Origin of the sequence: Proteus sp. CA142267 (genome assembly GCF_003336825.1) — a bacterium.
GTDB lineage: Bacteria > Pseudomonadota > Gammaproteobacteria > Enterobacterales > Enterobacteriaceae > Proteus > Proteus terrae.
This window is the reverse complement of record NZ_QPMG01000008.1, coordinates 15,644-31,625: the sequence shown is the minus strand read 5'-3', so window position 1 is coordinate 31,625 and position 15,982 is coordinate 15,644. Positions and strand designations below refer to the sequence as shown.

The window sequence follows — 15,982 nt, the reverse complement described above, 5'->3', positions numbered from 1 at the left end:
GGCATGTTCGGAAAATTAACTCTTGATGCAATCCCGCTACATGAACCAATTATCGTAGTTACTTTACTCGGTATTGTTCTTGGTGGGCTTGCTGTTGTTGGCGCACTAACTTATTTTCGTAAATGGAAATGGTTGTGGACCGAATGGTTAACCAGCGTTGACCATAAAAAAATTGGTATTATGTATATCCTCGTTGCAATGGTCATGATGTTCCGTGGCTTTGCCGATGCGATTATGATGAGAAGCCAACAAGCTCTCGCCTCTGCTGGTGAAGCCGGTTTCTTACCACCTCATCACTATGATCAGATTTTTACCGCACACGGCGTTATCATGATTTTCTTCATGGCAACACCTTTTGTTGTGGGCCTGATGAACCTCGTTGTGCCTTTACAAATTGGTGCTCGTGATGTGGCATTCCCATTCCTAAATTCCCTGAGCTTCTGGTTCTTTGTTGTAGGTGTGTTATTAATCAACATCTCTTTGGGTATCGGTGAATTTGCTCAAACAGGTTGGTTAGCTTATCCGCCACTTTCTGGTCTGGAATATAACCCTGGAGTCGGGGTCGATTATTGGATATGGAGTTTACAGATATCCGGTATTGGTACACTTCTAACAGGGGTTAACTTCTTTGCAACTATCCTGCGTATGCGTGCGCCGGGTATGAGCATGATGAAAATGCCAGTATTCTCTTGGGCTGCTTTATGTACTAACGTCCTGATTATCGCTGCATTCCCAATTTTAACAGTCACTATTACGTTATTAACTTTAGACCGCTATCTTGGTACGCACTTCTTTACCAATGATATGGGCGGTAACATGATGATGTACATCAACCTTGTATGGGCTTGGGGTCATCCAGAAGTTTATATCCTTGTTCTGCCTGTATTTGGTGTGTTCTCTGAAGTTACAGCAACATTCTCTAAAAAACGGTTATTCGGTTATACCTCATTAGTTGGTGCAACTGTCGTTATTACCGTGTTGTCATTTATCGTTTGGTTACACCACTTCTTTACTATGGGCTCTGGCGCCAACGTCAATGCCTTCTTCGGTATCGCCACGATGATCATCGCTATACCAACAGGGGTTAAAATCTTTAACTGGCTGTTTACGATGTATCAAGGCCGTATCGAATATAAAAGCCCAATGTTGTGGACTATCGGTTTCCTTATCACCTTCTCTGTTGGGGGGATGACTGGGGTTCTGTTAGCCGTTCCGGGTGCAAACTTCGTTCTACATAACAGCTTATTCTTAATTGCTCACTTCCATAACGTTATTATCGGTGGTGTGGTATTCGGCTGTTTCGCTGGTATGACTTACTGGTTCCCTAAAGCATTTGGTTTCACACTGAATGAAAAATGGGGTATCCGTGCATTCTGGTTCTGGTTTATCGGCTTCTTTATGGCCTTTATGCCACTGTACATTCTTGGCTTTATGGGTATGACTCGTCGTATCAGCCAAAACATCAACCCAGAGTTCCATCCAATGCTGATGGTTGCTGCGGGTGGTGCTGCACTAATTGCTATCGGTATCGCTTGCCAAGTTGTCCAGATTTACGTCAGTATCCGTGACCGTGATCAAAACCGTGATTTAACGGGAGATCCGTGGGGAGGACGTACTCTGGAATGGTCAATTTCTTCACCTGCTCCTTTCTATAACTTTGCCGTTGAACCTAATGTTCAAACGCGTGATGAATGGTGGGATCAAAAAGAAAAAGGCACCGCTTATCAGCGTCCAACTAAATACGAACCAATCCATATGCCTAAAAATACAGGCGCTGGTGTGATTATTTCAGCATTCAGCTTAGTACTTGGTTTTGCCATGATCTGGCATATCTGGTGGTTAGCTATCGTTGGTTTCGCTGGCATGATTGTCACTTGGATCGTGAAAAGCTTTGATACAGATGTGGATTACTATGTCCAAGTACCTGAAATTGAAGCTCTCGAGAATAAGCATTATGAAGAACTGAAAAAAGCAGGTGTGAAATAATGTCTACTCAAACTGTAAATAACACAAACGCCCATGAGCATCATGGGCACCACGATGCAGGAGCGACGAAAGTTTTCGGCTTCTGGATCTACCTAATGAGCGACCTTATCCTGTTTGCCAGCTTATTCGCCACTTATGCGGTGCTTGTTAACGGGATTGCGGATGGCCCTTCAGGTAAAGAAATTTTTAGCTTACCGTTTGTTTTAGTTGAAACCTTCTTACTGCTATTTAGTAGTATCACTTTTGGTTTCGCTATGCTGAGCATGAACAAAGGTAGCGTTAGCCAAGTTAATCTGTGGTTATTTGTTACTTTCTTATTCGGCCTAGGTTTCGTCATCATGGAAGTTTACGAATTCCATGAGCTAATCGCAGAAGGTTATGGCCCAGATCGCAGTGCATTCTTATCTGCATTCTTTGCATTAGTTTCAACGCACGGTCTTCACGTAACGGCTGGCTTAATTTGGATTGTTATTATGATGATCCAAGTATCACGCCGTGGTTTAACTGAAGTTAACCGTACTCGTTTAAGCTGTTTAAGTCTGTTCTGGCACTTCCTTGACGTTGTCTGGATCTGTGTGTTCACCGTAGTTTATCTGATGGGAGCGATGTAATGAGTCATCCAAATACTTCTCCTTCAGGCGCAAGCCACGGCAGCATGAAGTCTTATCTGATTGGCTTTATTCTGTCTGTTATCCTCACCGTTATTCCATTTTGGATGGTGATGGAAGGAACAGCGACACCAGCAACAATTCTATGGACTGTTGTCGGTATGGCAGTTGTGCAAATTGTGGTTCACTTAGTCTACTTCTTGCATATGAATACGTCATCAGAAGAACGCTGGAACGTCGTCGCATTCCTGTTCACACTGCTTATTATCGGCATTGTTGTCGTAGGCTCGTTGTGGATTATGTACAACCTGAACATCAATATGATGATGGATTAAGAGTTGTCGCTATGATTAAGCAATACCTACAAGTCACCAAACCAGGAATTATTTTCGGAAATTTAATTTCTGTAATAGGTGGTTTTCTGCTCGCTTCTAAAGGTGAGATTGATTACTCCCTATTTTTTGCGACTCTACTTGGGGTGTCTCTGGTCGTTGCTTCTGGTTGTGTTTTTAACAACTATATTGACCGTGATATTGACCGTATCATGGAAAGAACGAAGAATCGCCCATTAGTTAAAGGATTAATTGACCCTCGAATTAGCCTGATTTATGCCTCAGTATTAGGTATTGCAGGTGTTGTGCTGCTCTATGTAGCAGCCAACCCACTTGCAATGTTTATCGCTGTATTCGGTTTTATTATTTATGTTGGGGTTTATAGCCTCTACATGAAGCGTAAATCTGTTTATGGCACGCTGATTGGAAGTTTATCTGGCTCTGCACCTCCTGTTATCGGTTATTGTGCCGTTAGCGGTGAATTTGATGCAGGCGCGGCAATCCTATTACTTATCTTTAGTTTGTGGCAAATGCCTCACTCTTATGCCATTGCTATTTTCCGTTTTAAAGACTACCAAGCTGCAAATATCCCTGTATTACCTGTAATTAAAGGGATCTCAGTCGCTAAACGTCATATCATTCTCTATATTCTGGCGTTTATGATCGCAACCTTAATGCTGACATTAGTCGGTTATGCAGGCTATAAATACCTGATTGTGGCTTCAGCCGTCAGTATTTGGTGGTTAGGCATGGCTTTATCAGGTTATAAAGCAACCAATGATATTGTGTGGGCACGAAAATTATTTATTTTCTCTATTGTCGCAATCACTTCATTAAGCGTAATGATGTCTGTTGATCCAACAAGCTCAACAGAAGCGGTTCTTGCGTATCTAAGATAATGTATTTATTAAAGTAACCTAAATACCAGTCAGCCTTCTGACTGGTATTTTTTTATCGCTTTTACGACTTCGCATGATATCAGTACAGTTTTGTCTTTTTTGTATCCCATTTATTGATTAACCTCACTAGAAAATGTCATTACAATGGGGGTATCAGTAATACGAGGTAATCCATGAATGATAATAAAATGACCCCATTAGAGCGCAAAGCAACATGGGGACTAGGTACTGTTTTTTCTCTTCGCATGCTTGGCATGTTTATGGTACTCCCAGTTTTAACCACCTACGGGATTCAACTACAACACGCAACAGAATCTCTCATTGGATTAGCCATCGGTATTTATGGATTAACACAAGCTATATTCCAAATTCCTTTTGGTATTTTCTCTGATAAATTTGGTCGAAAACCTATGATTGTTTTTGGCTTAATTATTTTTATTATTGGTAGTCTGATTGCGGCTCTCAGTGACAATATCTACGGCATTATTATTGGTAGAGCATTGCAAGGAGCGGGAGCTATCTCAGCTGCAGTAATGGCTTTATTATCAGATTTAACAAGAGAGCAAAATAGAACAAAAGCAATGGCCTTTATTGGTATTAGTTTTGGGATAACATTCGCTTTAGCCTTAGTTTTAGGACCTATTTTAACGCATATTTTTGGTTTACATGGCCTATTTTGGGGAATTGCCCTACTCGCATTTGGTGGCATTATTATTACACTTTTTACTGTGCCGAATAGCGAACACCATATTCTTAATCGAGAGTCAGGTTTTGTTCGTGGTAGCGTAAAAAAGGTTTTATTTGATGCACAACTTCTTAAATTGAATACAGGTATTTTTTCACTACATACTTTATTAATGGCGGCATTTGTTGCACTTCCTCTGGTTATGAATAGCGCCGGCTTAGCGAAAGAGAAACATTGGATTGTTTATCTAGTCACCATGCTTATCGCCTTTATTACTGTACTTCCTTTTATTATCTATGCAGAAAAAAAACGAAAAATGAAACAAGTTTTCTTATTCTGTATTTCCTTACTTATTATTGCTCAAGTTATTTTGATTATTTCAGGCTCTAGCTTGTGGTTAATTATTGCGGGCATTCAAGTTTTCTTTATTGGATTTAATATTATGGAAGCACTTCTTCCTTCATTAATCAGTAAAGAAGCACCAGCAGGTTATAAAGGCACAGCAATGGGAATTTATTCCACTAGCCAATTTTTAGGTGTGGCATTAGGTGGAATTTTAGGAGGATGGCTTTACCAGCATTATAGTGCACAGACTGTATTTTTAGGCTGTTTAGTGATTGGTTTTATTTGGTTTTTTATTAGCCTAACATTACGCCAACCTTCTTATGTCAGTAACTTACGTGTTGAATTACCTGAAAGTTTATCTTCGAGCCAACAACAGCAACTACAGCAATTATTTAAGCAACAACCTGGTGTTAATGAAGTTGTGATTATGGCGGATGAACAAAGTGCCTATATCAAGGTTGATACTAAAAAGACGCCAAGAGCAACATTAGAGGCTCTGATCTCTTTAGTTTGAAGTCCAATAAATTTATTGGATGAAATAAAAATGCGCTGGTTCAACAGCGCATTTTTGTATGACTAAATAGATGAACAATTAGTCACGGAAATTGTTAAATTGGAATGGTTGCCCTAACTCGCCTTCTCTTACTAATTTCATCACGGCTTGTAAATCGTCGCGTGATTTACCTGTAACACGAACTTGCTCACCTTGAATTTGAGCCTGAACTTTCAACTTACTGTCTTTGATCAGCTTGACAATTTTTTTCGCTAAAGCTGTATCAATACCTTGTTTTAAGGTGGCTTCTACGCTGTACATTTTTCCGCTGTGAGTCATCTCTTCAGGGATATTTAATACTGCACCATCAATCCCTCTTTTTGCCATTTTCTCACGCAGAATATCTAGTAATTGTTGAACCTGAAATTCAGATACACTGGTCGTTTTCACTGACTCTGCTTTTTCGTTTAACTCAAAGCTTGCTTCAACGTTACGAAAATCCCAGCGAGTAGTCAGTTCACGTTGTGCGTTTTCTACCGCATTTCGCACTTCATGTAAGTCAACTTCAGATACGATATCAAAAGATGGCATTCTTTCTTCCTCAATAAATAAATACAACCCGAATAATAGCTTCTTTTAGGGTTGCAAAAAAGCATTGTACATTCAATAACAAATTTATGGGGTCACTTCACATTGGACGAGGATTTACAAGGCAACTGTTAATTTCCTCTTACAGTAAAGCGCAAACATACTTTAAACAGAGTAGTGTAATCAATGTTATAATTTTAGCTAAATAGTCTAATGACCGTCAGTAGCCACCTTACGCTATTACGATTTGCAAAAAGAGGCACAATGAAAATTACCGTTTTAGGGTGTGGTTCGATTGGTAAACTTTGGGTTGCAGCTTTAACACTTCAATCTCATGAAGTACAAGGTTGGCTTAGAGTGCCTCAGCCTTTTTTGGACGTGAGTGTTGATAACATTAATGGCAAGCCTTTTTATCAACGTATTACCGCAAATCAACTTGAATGGTTAAAACAAAGCGAATTATTAATTGTCTGCTTAAAATCTTGGCAAGTCTCAGATGCAGTTAATGCACTATTACCTAATCTTTCTGCACAGTGCCCTATTTTACTAATTCATAATGGTATGGGTACTGCTGATGAATTAACCGCAACAAAACACTCAGTTATCAGGCCTATTTTACAAGGCATTATTACTCATGGTGCTTACCAACAAGGCCAAGATGTTATTCATACAGCAACTGGAATAACACATATAGGCCCATTAAATCATGCAGCTCAACAATACAGTTATTTAGCCGAAATCTTGCATCATGCCTTACCCGATGTCGCTTGGCATAATGATATCCACACGATTAGTTGGCTAAAACTTGCGGTTAATTGTGTTATCAACCCTCTTACCGTTTATTATCAATGCCGTAATGGAGATTTATTGCGTTATCCTGAACATATTCAAAAAATATGTGATGAAGTTTATCAAGTTATGGAGCGCGAAGGGGTTGTACCAACATCTCAAGCCCATCTTCATGGTTATATTATTGATACGATAGAACAAACAGCAAATAATTATTCGTCTATGTATCAAGATGTGAAATATCAGCGCCATACAGAGATTGACTATATTACTGGTTATTTATTACGTCGGGCTTCAGAACAAGGGCTTGTGTTACCAGAAAATAACCGCCTTTTTCAATTTATTAAACAACAGGAAGGCAATTATGACCATATCAGCGCTCATCTGCCTAGCTAATGGAAGTGAAGAAACCGAAGTCGTTACCACCGCAGATTTACTGGTAAGAGCCGGTATTAATGTTGTACTTGCAAGTGCAGAAGATGATGTTGATGATCTTGTTATCACTTGTTCTCGTGGTATTAAAATTGTAGCTGATGCGCCTTTAGTTCGTGTCGTTGATCATCATTACGACGTTATTATTCTACCCGGTGGGTTACAAGGTACTGAAACCTTAAGAGACAGCCCTTTAGTGGTTGAGAAAGTGCGCCGTATGCACAGTGAGAATAGACTTGTCGCAGCCATTTGTGCAGCACCTGCAATTATTCTTGAATCTCACAATATTTTTCCCATCGGCAACATGACGGGCTTTCCTACATTAAAAGATAAAATATCACCGAAAAAATGGGTTGATTATCGAGTCTATTTTGATGAAAGAGTTAACTTAATTACTAGCCAAGCACCTGCAACATCTATCGATTTTGCACTAAAAATTATCGAGCGCTTAAAAGGCAAAGAAGTCGCTGCCGATGTTGCCAAACAACTTGTATTACCACCCGGCATTTATAATTACCAAGATGAATTTACAGGCTTTGGGGATAGGTAATTAACTTACATACTAGAAAACGTCCCCATTTAATAAAATCACATTATTAATATATTATTTATTAGTTGGGGATTAATTTTTAAGACTTATTTCAGCTGTTATTTCTTCTTATCATATTTAAAAATAATTATTGAGAGGCTAAGATAGAGCCAATTTCTAAAGGATGTGGCAAAATGAAAACTCTGCAATATCATAAAAAATTACCTAGGCTTGTTACTTTAATTTCTATGGGATTAGCCACTGTCCCAGCAGAAAGTTTTAAACATAAACAATCATCGTTAATCTCCAATGTTCAATACTCTTTTGCATCTCCGGTATCTAATCAACTTGTTGCTATTCCAATTAATGATGCCACTGAAAAAATGAACAAATTAGCTGAGTTACTCAATAGTGACTTAAACAGATTAAAAGAAGAGTGGGAAAAACATGAAAGTTTATTTATTAGCCAACACATCTATGAACAAATAAATAAAAATATAAAAGGTATAGATACCTCTTTAGCTGATATAAAAAATGTCCTTATTTCATTTTCAAATAATGATATCTCAAAAAAACAGAGTATTCTTTTATTTGGCCGCTCATTAGCAATATATAGAAGTGCATTAGCTGAGGTTGTTTCATTTATAGAACAAACTCATCAGCCATTAAAAACAACGAATAAAAAACCCAATATAACAGATGCTGAGATGAGAAAACTAATACAATCTGAGCATACTAAATTAGGGCTTGATACACCTAAATTTGATAGCAATTAATGTGTTATGATTCAAATATCAATACATCCTGATATTGAATATAAAGCTATCGCTGATGAGTATGCTCTCTTATTAAAGCTCTGGAAAAAAGAGAAAATATTATCTAATTATTTAGGTGCTGATGGTCGATGGGAAAGTAATGCTAAATTATGTCAATCTCTAATTTCTAAAATACATATTAGAATGCCAATTGAGCCTGAATGGAATAAAAGAACACCACAAATACAAAGAAAATCCAATCATTACTTAGTTTACTGCCAGCATTGGCTCAACCCTGACAGATATCAAATTATTGCTATTATGTCACCAAATGCCCATGAAATAGCAAAAACATCATTTTTGGCTGTACTAGAAAAAAGAGCTGAAGAATTTCAAAATCTCTTTTAATAAATCATTATCAACAACCAATTAAAAAGCCACTCCATAGTGGCTTTTTTATCAACAATATAAACGTTATATATTATTTTTTACGATAGACTTTAACGTTCTCAAAACCTTGCTCACGTAAATAAAGCGCCTGTAAACGGCTCATCATTCCACGATCACAATAGAGTAAATAGGTTTTTGCGTTATCTAAATCACCAAACTGAGTGCTTAGTTTATAGAAAGGTAGCTCTTTAACATCAACACCTTCTATCTTTAATGGTGAAGTCTCTTGCTCTTCTGGTGAGCGAATATCCAGAATAACGTCGTTAGCGCCAAATTCAGAGACCATTTCAACTTCAGTAACTTGCTGTACGGTTTCTTCTGCAATACGACGAATATCCATATTCTTAGCATTTTCAACAACGCTATCAAGAATAGAAAAATCAAACTTCTCTTCTTCTGCTTCGATCTTCGCTTTTACCGCTTTCACTGTTGGGCTTTTTGAAATCACACCACAGAATTCAGGCATTGTGCGAGCGAAATCTTCTGTACCAATTTGACGTGCGATATTGATAATGTTCTCTTTATCATGAGTGATAAGAGGACGTAAAATTAACGTATCTGTCGCATTATCAATTAAACGTAAATTAGTTAAGGTTTGGCTAGAAACCTGCCCTAATGCTTCGCCAGTAACAATTGCTTGAACACCATAACGTTCTGCCACTCTTGATGCTGCACGTACCATCATACGTTTTAATACAACACCCATTTGACCATCATCGACTTTTTCTAAGATTTCTGCGACAACAGGCTCAAAATCAACAGCAACGAAATGCACTTTATGTGAACGACCAAAACGGTTCCATAAATAATGCGCAACTTGTTTAACGCCAATTTCATGAGCAGAGCCACCTAAGTTAAAGAAACAATAGTGAACTCGGCTACCACGACGCATTAACATATAGCTCGATACACCTGAGTCATAACCACCAGAGATCAGTGATAAAACATCTTCTTGTGTACCAATTGGGAAACCACCAATACCTTCATAACGCGCATTTACCAGAATCAGTTTGTCATCTTCAATTTCCAAATTAATGGTGACATCTGGACGGGTTAATTTCACTTTAGCACTTTCAACGTGTTGGTTAAAACCACCACCAACATAGCGCTCAACTTCATTTGAAGTAAAACTGTGTTTACCACGACGTTTGGCACGAACACAAAATGTTTTGTTTTCAACTAAATGCTTAAATGCTGCAAAAGTTTGCTCAAAAATATTGTGTAGATCAGTATACGGATGCTCTTCTACTTGTAGAAAGTGATGAATACCAGGAATACGTGTTAATGCATCACATACCGCCTCACTTTTGCTTTCATCCTTGCTGACAACAACAATGTTATCCCAATTACGGACAACCGTGATTTCATCACCTAATGTATTAAGTACATTACGAATATTGCTAGTGAGGATCTTGATAAAACGTATACGAACTGATTGGCTTTTGATCGTAATTTCGGGGAATAATTTAATAATAAACTTCATAGTCAATGGTCATAGGTTATTAAGTAGAAACATAAACTACAGTGATGTAAATTGACTGGAGTTTATAAAAGTCACAAAGTATATCACCAATATTTAGGGCTCACCCGCAAAAATCATCGACTGAATAAGAAATTTTCTTCTCAATTGTAGTAAGATGATCGCTATTATTCAGCGCTAACATGCTTTATTATCAAAAATATTATGGCTAAGAAAACAACACCAATTAACGAAGACATCGCACAAGCACCAAGTTTCGAAGCATCTATGCAAGAACTTGAGCAAATCGTAAACCGTTTAGAATCCGGTGAACTCCCTTTAGAAGAAGCGCTTAATGAATTTGAACATGGCGTTCGTCTAGCCCGTGTTGGACAAAAAACATTACAAGACGCAGAACAGCGTGTTCGCATTCTTCTTAAAGAAGATGATAATGCAACTCCTGATGATTTTATCCAAGAGGCAGAATAATTGAGTAACGCAACTTCAAGTACGGATGCGTTCCGTCATAAATTAGATTCCGCCCACCAGCGTGTTGACGATGCATTAAACCAAGCGCTATCCGCTTTACCATTTACTGACATGCCTCTAGGTAAAGCCATGCATTATGGTGCCCTTTTAGGTGGAAAGCGCTTACGTCCTTTCCTTGTTTATGCAGTAGGTGAAATGTTTAAAATCCCTGCTCTTAACCTTGATGCACCAGCCGCCGCAGTAGAATGTATTCACGCTTATTCTCTTATTCATGATGATCTGCCTGCAATGGATGATGATGATTTACGTCGTGGTAAACCAACATGTCATATTGAGTTTGGTGAAGCCAACGCAATTTTAGCAGGCGATGCATTACAAACACTCGCCTTTGAGATCTTAGCGAAAAATCCAATGCCTGATGTTGCAATGAGTGATCGTGTTGCAATGATTGCTGAATTAGCAACAGCCAGCGGGCTCGCTGGTATGTGCGGCGGTCAAGCACTTGATCTTGAAGCCGAAGATAAATCGATTGATCTCGCATCTCTTGAAAAAATCCATTTACACAAGACAGGTGCATTAATTCGTGCAGCTGTTCGCTTAGGCGCATTTAGTGCTGGCTCAAAAGGCCATGATGTATTACCCGCACTAGATAAATATGCCCACTCTATTGGCCTTGCATTTCAGGTACAAGATGACATTTTAGATGTCATTGGCAGCACTGAAGAAACAGGAAAACGTCAAGGCAGCGACCAAGAATCAGGGAAAAGCACATATCCTGCACTTCTTGGGTTAGAGCAAGCTCAAAAGAAAGCACAGGAATTGTATAACGAAGCACTGGATGCCTTAGCGTTTCTTGAGCAATACGAGTACGATACGACCACGCTTAAACAATTAGCGAGTTTTATCGTCGAACGGAAAAACTAATAAAAAATAAAGAGAGCAGCTTACCTGTTCTTTCCCTATTACAAGTGATTAATTAATAGGCATCACATGAGCATTGATATCGAAAAATATCCCACATTGGCGTTGGTTGAAACACCAGAAGATTTGCGCCTATTACCAAAAGAGAGTTTACCTAAACTCTGTGATGAGCTAAGGCTATTTCTTCTTAACAGTGTCAGCCGCTCAAGTGGTCACTTCGCCTCAGGTTTAGGTGCTATTGAGTTAACGGTTGCTCTTCATTACGTCTATAAAACCCCTTTTGATAATCTTATTTGGGATGTTGGTCATCAAGCCTATCCCCATAAGATCTTAACAGGTCGCCGTGACCGCATTGATACTATCCGTCAAAAAAATGGATTACATCCCTTCCCTTGGCGAGAAGAGAGTGAATACGACAAACTTTGTGTCGGTCACTCATCAACCTCTATCAGTGCAGGTTTAGGTATGGCTGTTGCAGCAGAACAAGAAAAGCTGAACAGAAAAACAGTTTGTGTGATTGGTGATGGTGCAATTACTGCGGGTATGGCTTTTGAAGCAATGAACCACGCAGGTGACATTGAGCCAGATATGCTCGTTGTACTTAATGACAACGAGATGTCAATCTCCGAAAACGTTGGTGCATTGAATAATCATCTTGCTCAATTGCTATCAGGCAAACTGTATACTACCTTACGTGAAGGTGGAAAAAAGGTCTTTTCTGGTATTCCACCAATTAAAGAATTACTGAAAAAGACAGAAGAACATATTAAAGGCATGGTTGTTCCCGGCACCATGTTTGAAGAGTTAGGCTTTAATTATATCGGCCCAGTTGATGGTCATGATGTTATTGCGTTAGTGCAAACACTCGCCAATATGCGTGATCTAAAAGGTCCTCAGCTTCTGCATATTATGACTAAGAAAGGTCGTGGGTATGCACCTGCTGAACGTGATCCTATTAGCTGGCACGCTGTACCTAAGTTTGATCCACAAGCAGGTACATTACCTAAAAGCCCTAATGCACGACCTACATTTTCTAAAATTTTTGGTGACTGGTTATGTGAAGAAGCCTCAACCGATCCGAAACTCATGGCAATTACCCCTGCTATGCGTGAAGGCTCTGGTATGGTGCGTTTCTCAAAAGAATACCCATCACAATACTTTGATGTTGCGATCGCAGAACAACACGCTGTTACCTTTGCTGCGGGTTTAGCAATTGGTGGTTATAAGCCTATCGTTGCTATCTACTCAACATTCTTACAACGCGCTTATGACCAAGTGATCCACGATATTGCCATTCAAAAACTGCCTGTTTTATTTGCTATTGATCGTGGTGGTATTGTGGGAGCAGATGGTCAAACTCACCAAGGTGCTTTTGATCTCTCATTCTTACGCTGTATTCCTAATATGATCATTATGGCACCAAGTGATGAAAATGAGTGTCGCCAAATGCTTCACACCGGTTATCACTATCAAGATGGCCCTGTTGCAGTACGTTACCCAAGGGGCTCGAGTGTTGGTGCGCAATTACAACCACTCAGTCCACTGCCTATGGGTAAAGGTATTATTCGTCGCCAAGGTAAAGACATTGCTATTCTAAACTTTGGTACATTACTACCCGAAGCATTAGAAGTAGCTGAAAAACTTGATGCAACTGTGGCTGATATGCGTTTTATCAAACCTCTTGATAAATCCCTTATCCTTTCTCTGGCAGAACAACATGATATGTTGGTAACACTAGAAGAGAATGCCATTATGGGTGGCGCAGGCAGTGGTGTTAATGAGTTATTAATGCAAGAGCGTTGCTTAGTACCTGTCTTAAACTTAGGTATACCTGATCTATTTGTACCACAAGGTGGACAAGAAGAAATCAGAACTGACTTAGGATTAGATGCTGAAGGCATTGAAAAATCAATTAAAGCCTATCAAGCTAACTGATTGAATTTAAATAATTAAAAAACCTCTCCTAATTAACTATAGGGGAGGTTAATGTATTTTCCAGACTGAAGTTTACCTACTTTTATATACTGGTTTACACTTTCAAACCTCATATTTTCCTCTTCCATTATAATTTTGTCTTTCATCACATTTTTATGAAATTCTCTGAAAACAATCATTTCCCTCATTGAATCCATTCAGCGTTAATTTATTCAATCAGTTAGATTTTTCTTTCTTTTTGCTTGCCAACGAAACGTTTCGATCATGCTCACAATATGAATAAATCAAACTTGTTTTCCCACTTTTCTTTTCTACTATGTAAACAGCGAAACGTTTCGCTGAGGAGAAAATATGAAAAAAGGTGTATTACTTAATAGTCCTATTTCGAGTGTAATTTCACGTTTAGGACACACTGACAAAATCACTATTGCAGATGCCGGATTACCTATTCCCTCCTCTGTTGAACGTATTGATCTTGCTCTCACTCAGGGTATTCCGGACTTTATGTCCGTGTTGCAAACAATCACTCATGAGATGCAAGTTGAAGCCGTGATGCTGGCAGAAGAAATTAAAACCATCAATCCCTCTCTTTTTAATGAAATCCTCTCTTATCTCTATTTATTAGAGCAAGAGCAGAAGAAGTCTATTCAAATAATGTATGTTTCACATGAAGCATTCAAAAAACAACTTACTGAAAATAAAGCTGTTATTAGAACCGGTGAATGTACGCCTTATGCCAATATTGTGTTGTTTTCTGGTGTGACTTTTTGAGGACAATATGGAACCTTTACTTGAACTTAAAGATATTGATAAGTCATTCCCCGGTGTAAAAGCACTATCAGGTGCGACGTTACGAATTTACCCTAGTCGAGTGATGGCTTTAGTCGGTGAAAACGGCGCAGGAAAATCAACACTCATGAAAGTACTCACAGGGATCTATAAAAAAGATGCCGGCGAAGTGATTTATCAAGGTGAAAGTTGTGCTTTTAATGGTCCCAAATCTTCTCAAGAAGCAGGGATAGGTATTATCCACCAAGAGCTTAACCTTATTCCTGAATTAACCATCGCAGAGAATATTTTCTTAGGTCGTGAGTTTACCCGTGCTTTTGGCGCTATCGATTGGAAGAAAATGTATGCAGAGGCCGATAAGTTATTAGCTCGATTAAATCTTGCTTACAGCAGTCACCGTTTAGTGTCTGAATTATCGATTGGTGATCAGCAAATGGTAGAAATTGCCAAGGTGCTTAGTTTTGGTTCCAAAGTAATTATTATGGATGAACCAACAGATGCATTAACTGACACTGAAACTGAGTCGCTATTTAGTGTTATTCGTGAACTAAGAGATCAAGGTTGCGGCATTGTTTATATCTCACATCGTTTAAAAGAGATCTTTGAGATTTGCGATGACGTGACTGTACTGCGAGACGGTCAGTTTATTGGTGAAAAACCTGTCGCCTCATTAAAAGAAGACACTCTAATTGAAATGATGGTTGGTCGTAAGTTAGAAGACCAATACCCTCGTATTAATATCCCTCAAGGTAAAACCAAACTCAACGTCATAAACCTCAGTGGCGAAGATGTTCATGATGTCAGTTTCTCATTACATGAAAGCGAAATTCTTGGTATTTCAGGCTTAATGGGTGCTGGTCGTACAGAATTAATGAAAATTATCTACGGCGCATTACCCAAAACCAATGGCACTGTTGAGTTAGATGGTAAGCCCTGCCAAATCAAAAAACCCGCTGAAGGTTTAGAACAAGGCATTGTTTACATCTCTGAAGATAGAAAGCGTGATGGTTTAGTGCTCGGTATGTCAGTAAAAGAAAATATGTCTTTGACTGCGCTACGTTATTTTAGCCGCGGTATGGGTGTGCTTAATCATAAAGAAGAGCAACTCACTGTTGGCGATTTTATTAAATTATTCAATATAAAAACCCCTTCAATGGATCAAACCATTGGTTTCTTATCAGGGGGAAATCAACAAAAAGTGGCTATCGCAAGAGGCCTAATGACTCGCCCTAAAGTACTTATTCTTGATGAACCCACTCGAGGCGTTGATGTGGGCGCTAAAAAAGAAATTTATCAGCTAATTAATAAATTTAAACAAGAAGGATTAAGCATCATCTTAATTTCTTCTGAAATGCCTGAGGTAATGGGAATGAGTGACCGTATTTTGGTTATGCATGAAGGTCGTATTAGTGGTGAGTTCTCCGCTCACAATGTCACACAAGAAATGCTAATGGCTGCGGCTGTTGGTAAACAATATGACGCTAAAGTAGGAGTTTGA

The 15,982-nt window shown here is 38.8% G+C and carries 16 protein-coding genes; 14 read left to right on the top strand and 2 right to left on the bottom strand.

All coding sequences use genetic code 11. The annotated features are described in order from the left end of the window. Positions 1 to 3 precede the first annotated feature (3 nt). The 5 genes from cyoB (at position 4) to C0T34_RS13255 (ending at position 5,369) form a co-directional block, all read left to right on the top strand. The gene (gene cyoB, locus C0T34_RS13275; RefSeq protein WP_109393252.1) at positions 4 to 1,986 is read left to right on the top strand and encodes a cytochrome o ubiquinol oxidase subunit I; all 1,983 of its coding nucleotides are present in this window, start codon (positions 4 to 6) and stop codon (positions 1,984 to 1,986) included. After that, a complete protein-coding gene (locus C0T34_RS13270; protein WP_036932890.1) occupies positions 1,986 to 2,597 on the top strand; it encodes a cytochrome o ubiquinol oxidase subunit III in 612 nt (203 codons plus the stop codon). Before cyoB ends, C0T34_RS13270 begins: the two co-directional genes overlap by 1 nt. Beyond that, entirely contained in the window at positions 2,597 to 2,929 is a 333-nt protein-coding gene (locus tag C0T34_RS13265; protein ID WP_109850297.1) for a cytochrome o ubiquinol oxidase subunit IV, read from the top strand. Before C0T34_RS13270 ends, C0T34_RS13265 begins: the two co-directional genes overlap by 1 nt. Positions 2,930 to 2,940: 11 nt before the next feature. Beyond that, on the top strand, positions 2,941 to 3,825 hold the full coding sequence (gene cyoE, locus C0T34_RS13260) for a heme o synthase (protein ID WP_069368580.1): 885 nt from the start codon (positions 2,941 to 2,943) through the stop codon (positions 3,823 to 3,825). A gap of 173 nt (positions 3,826 to 3,998) precedes the next feature. Continuing rightward, on the top strand, positions 3,999 to 5,369 hold the full coding sequence (locus tag C0T34_RS13255) for an MFS transporter (RefSeq protein WP_109850296.1): 1,371 nt from the start codon (positions 3,999 to 4,001) through the stop codon (positions 5,367 to 5,369). Between the two features lie 78 nt (positions 5,370 to 5,447). On the opposite strand, the gene C0T34_RS13250 is transcribed toward C0T34_RS13255, so the two are convergent. Further along, entirely contained in the window at positions 5,448 to 5,939 is a 492-nt protein-coding gene (locus tag C0T34_RS13250) for a YajQ family cyclic di-GMP-binding protein (RefSeq protein WP_072063676.1), read from the bottom strand. Positions 5,940 to 6,200: 261 nt separating this feature from the next. Between C0T34_RS13250 and panE the strand changes: the two genes are divergently transcribed. The 4 genes from panE to C0T34_RS13230 all read left to right on the top strand — a co-directional run bounded on the left by panE (position 6,201) and on the right by C0T34_RS13230 (position 8,849). After that, positions 6,201 to 7,121: a 2-dehydropantoate 2-reductase gene (panE, locus tag C0T34_RS13245; protein WP_109850295.1), complete on the top strand. Its 921-nt coding sequence runs from the start codon at positions 6,201 to 6,203 to the stop codon at positions 7,119 to 7,121. Next, positions 7,090 to 7,707 (top strand): protein deglycase YajL, encoded by a 618-nt coding sequence (yajL, locus tag C0T34_RS13240; protein WP_109850294.1) that lies wholly within the window; start codon positions 7,090 to 7,092, stop codon positions 7,705 to 7,707. The genes panE and yajL overlap by 32 nt, the downstream gene beginning before the upstream one ends. Positions 7,708 to 7,880: 173 nt before the next feature. Next, the gene (locus tag C0T34_RS13235) at positions 7,881 to 8,462 is read left to right on the top strand and encodes a hypothetical protein (protein WP_098941114.1); all 582 of its coding nucleotides are present in this window, start codon (positions 7,881 to 7,883) and stop codon (positions 8,460 to 8,462) included. 6 nt (positions 8,463 to 8,468) lie between these two features. Then, on the top strand, positions 8,469 to 8,849 hold the full coding sequence (locus C0T34_RS13230; protein ID WP_098941115.1) for a type II toxin-antitoxin system YafO family toxin: 381 nt from the start codon (positions 8,469 to 8,471) through the stop codon (positions 8,847 to 8,849). Between the two features lie 73 nt (positions 8,850 to 8,922). On the opposite strand, the gene thiI is transcribed toward C0T34_RS13230, so the two are convergent. Continuing rightward, the gene (thiI, locus tag C0T34_RS13225) at positions 8,923 to 10,374 is read right to left on the bottom strand and encodes a tRNA uracil 4-sulfurtransferase ThiI (RefSeq protein ID WP_088493692.1); all 1,452 of its coding nucleotides are present in this window, start codon (positions 10,372 to 10,374) and stop codon (positions 8,923 to 8,925) included. A 201-nt stretch (positions 10,375 to 10,575) separates the two neighbouring features. Here thiI and xseB point away from each other — a divergent pair, with 201 nt between their 5' ends. From xseB to rbsA, 5 genes are all read left to right on the top strand, one after another. Then, entirely contained in the window at positions 10,576 to 10,839 is a 264-nt protein-coding gene (xseB, locus tag C0T34_RS13220) for an exodeoxyribonuclease VII small subunit (protein ID WP_023580876.1), read from the top strand. Next, positions 10,840 to 11,763, top strand: coding sequence for a (2E,6E)-farnesyl diphosphate synthase (gene ispA / locus C0T34_RS13215; protein ID WP_088493693.1), 924 nt, complete (start codon positions 10,840 to 10,842; stop codon positions 11,761 to 11,763). It abuts the gene before it with no gap. A 66-nt stretch (positions 11,764 to 11,829) separates the two neighbouring features. Then, positions 11,830 to 13,695 carry a 1-deoxy-D-xylulose-5-phosphate synthase gene (gene dxs, locus C0T34_RS13210; RefSeq protein ID WP_109850293.1) on the top strand — a complete coding sequence of 622 codons (1,866 nt, stop codon included), beginning with the start codon at positions 11,830 to 11,832 and terminating at the stop codon, positions 13,693 to 13,695. A 351-nt stretch (positions 13,696 to 14,046) separates the two neighbouring features. After that, positions 14,047 to 14,466 (top strand): D-ribose pyranase, encoded by a 420-nt coding sequence (gene rbsD, locus C0T34_RS13205; RefSeq protein WP_088493695.1) that lies wholly within the window; start codon positions 14,047 to 14,049, stop codon positions 14,464 to 14,466. Between the two features lie 7 nt (positions 14,467 to 14,473). Then, positions 14,474 to 15,982, top strand: a complete 1,509-nt coding sequence (gene rbsA / locus C0T34_RS13200) for a ribose ABC transporter ATP-binding protein RbsA (protein ID WP_109850292.1) — start codon at positions 14,474 to 14,476, stop codon at positions 15,980 to 15,982.

Coding starts and splice junctions, on each gene's coding strand:
- xseB (WP_023580876.1), top strand. CDS start 10,576: ATGGCTAAGAAAACAACACCAATTAACGAAGACATCGCACAAGCACCA.
- C0T34_RS13235 (WP_098941114.1), top strand. CDS start 7,881: ATGAAAACTCTGCAATATCATAAAAAATTACCTAGGCTTGTTACTTTA.
- yajL (WP_109850294.1), top strand. CDS start 7,090: ATGACCATATCAGCGCTCATCTGCCTAGCTAATGGAAGTGAAGAAACC.
- panE (WP_109850295.1), top strand. CDS start 6,201: ATGAAAATTACCGTTTTAGGGTGTGGTTCGATTGGTAAACTTTGGGTT.
- rbsD (WP_088493695.1), top strand. CDS start 14,047: ATGAAAAAAGGTGTATTACTTAATAGTCCTATTTCGAGTGTAATTTCA.
- C0T34_RS13265 (WP_109850297.1), top strand. CDS start 2,597: ATGAGTCATCCAAATACTTCTCCTTCAGGCGCAAGCCACGGCAGCATG.
- C0T34_RS13270 (WP_036932890.1), top strand. CDS start 1,986: ATGTCTACTCAAACTGTAAATAACACAAACGCCCATGAGCATCATGGG.
- C0T34_RS13255 (WP_109850296.1), top strand. CDS start 3,999: ATGAATGATAATAAAATGACCCCATTAGAGCGCAAAGCAACATGGGGA.
- C0T34_RS13250 (WP_072063676.1), bottom strand. CDS start 5,939: ATGCCATCTTTTGATATCGTATCTGAAGTTGACTTACATGAAGTGCGA.
- thiI (WP_088493692.1), bottom strand. CDS start 10,374: ATGAAGTTTATTATTAAATTATTCCCCGAAATTACGATCAAAAGCCAA.
- cyoB (WP_109393252.1), top strand. CDS start 4: ATGTTCGGAAAATTAACTCTTGATGCAATCCCGCTACATGAACCAATT.
- C0T34_RS13230 (WP_098941115.1), top strand. CDS start 8,469: ATGATTCAAATATCAATACATCCTGATATTGAATATAAAGCTATCGCT.
- rbsA (WP_109850292.1), top strand. CDS start 14,474: ATGGAACCTTTACTTGAACTTAAAGATATTGATAAGTCATTCCCCGGT.
- dxs (WP_109850293.1), top strand. CDS start 11,830: ATGAGCATTGATATCGAAAAATATCCCACATTGGCGTTGGTTGAAACA.
- cyoE (WP_069368580.1), top strand. CDS start 2,941: ATGATTAAGCAATACCTACAAGTCACCAAACCAGGAATTATTTTCGGA.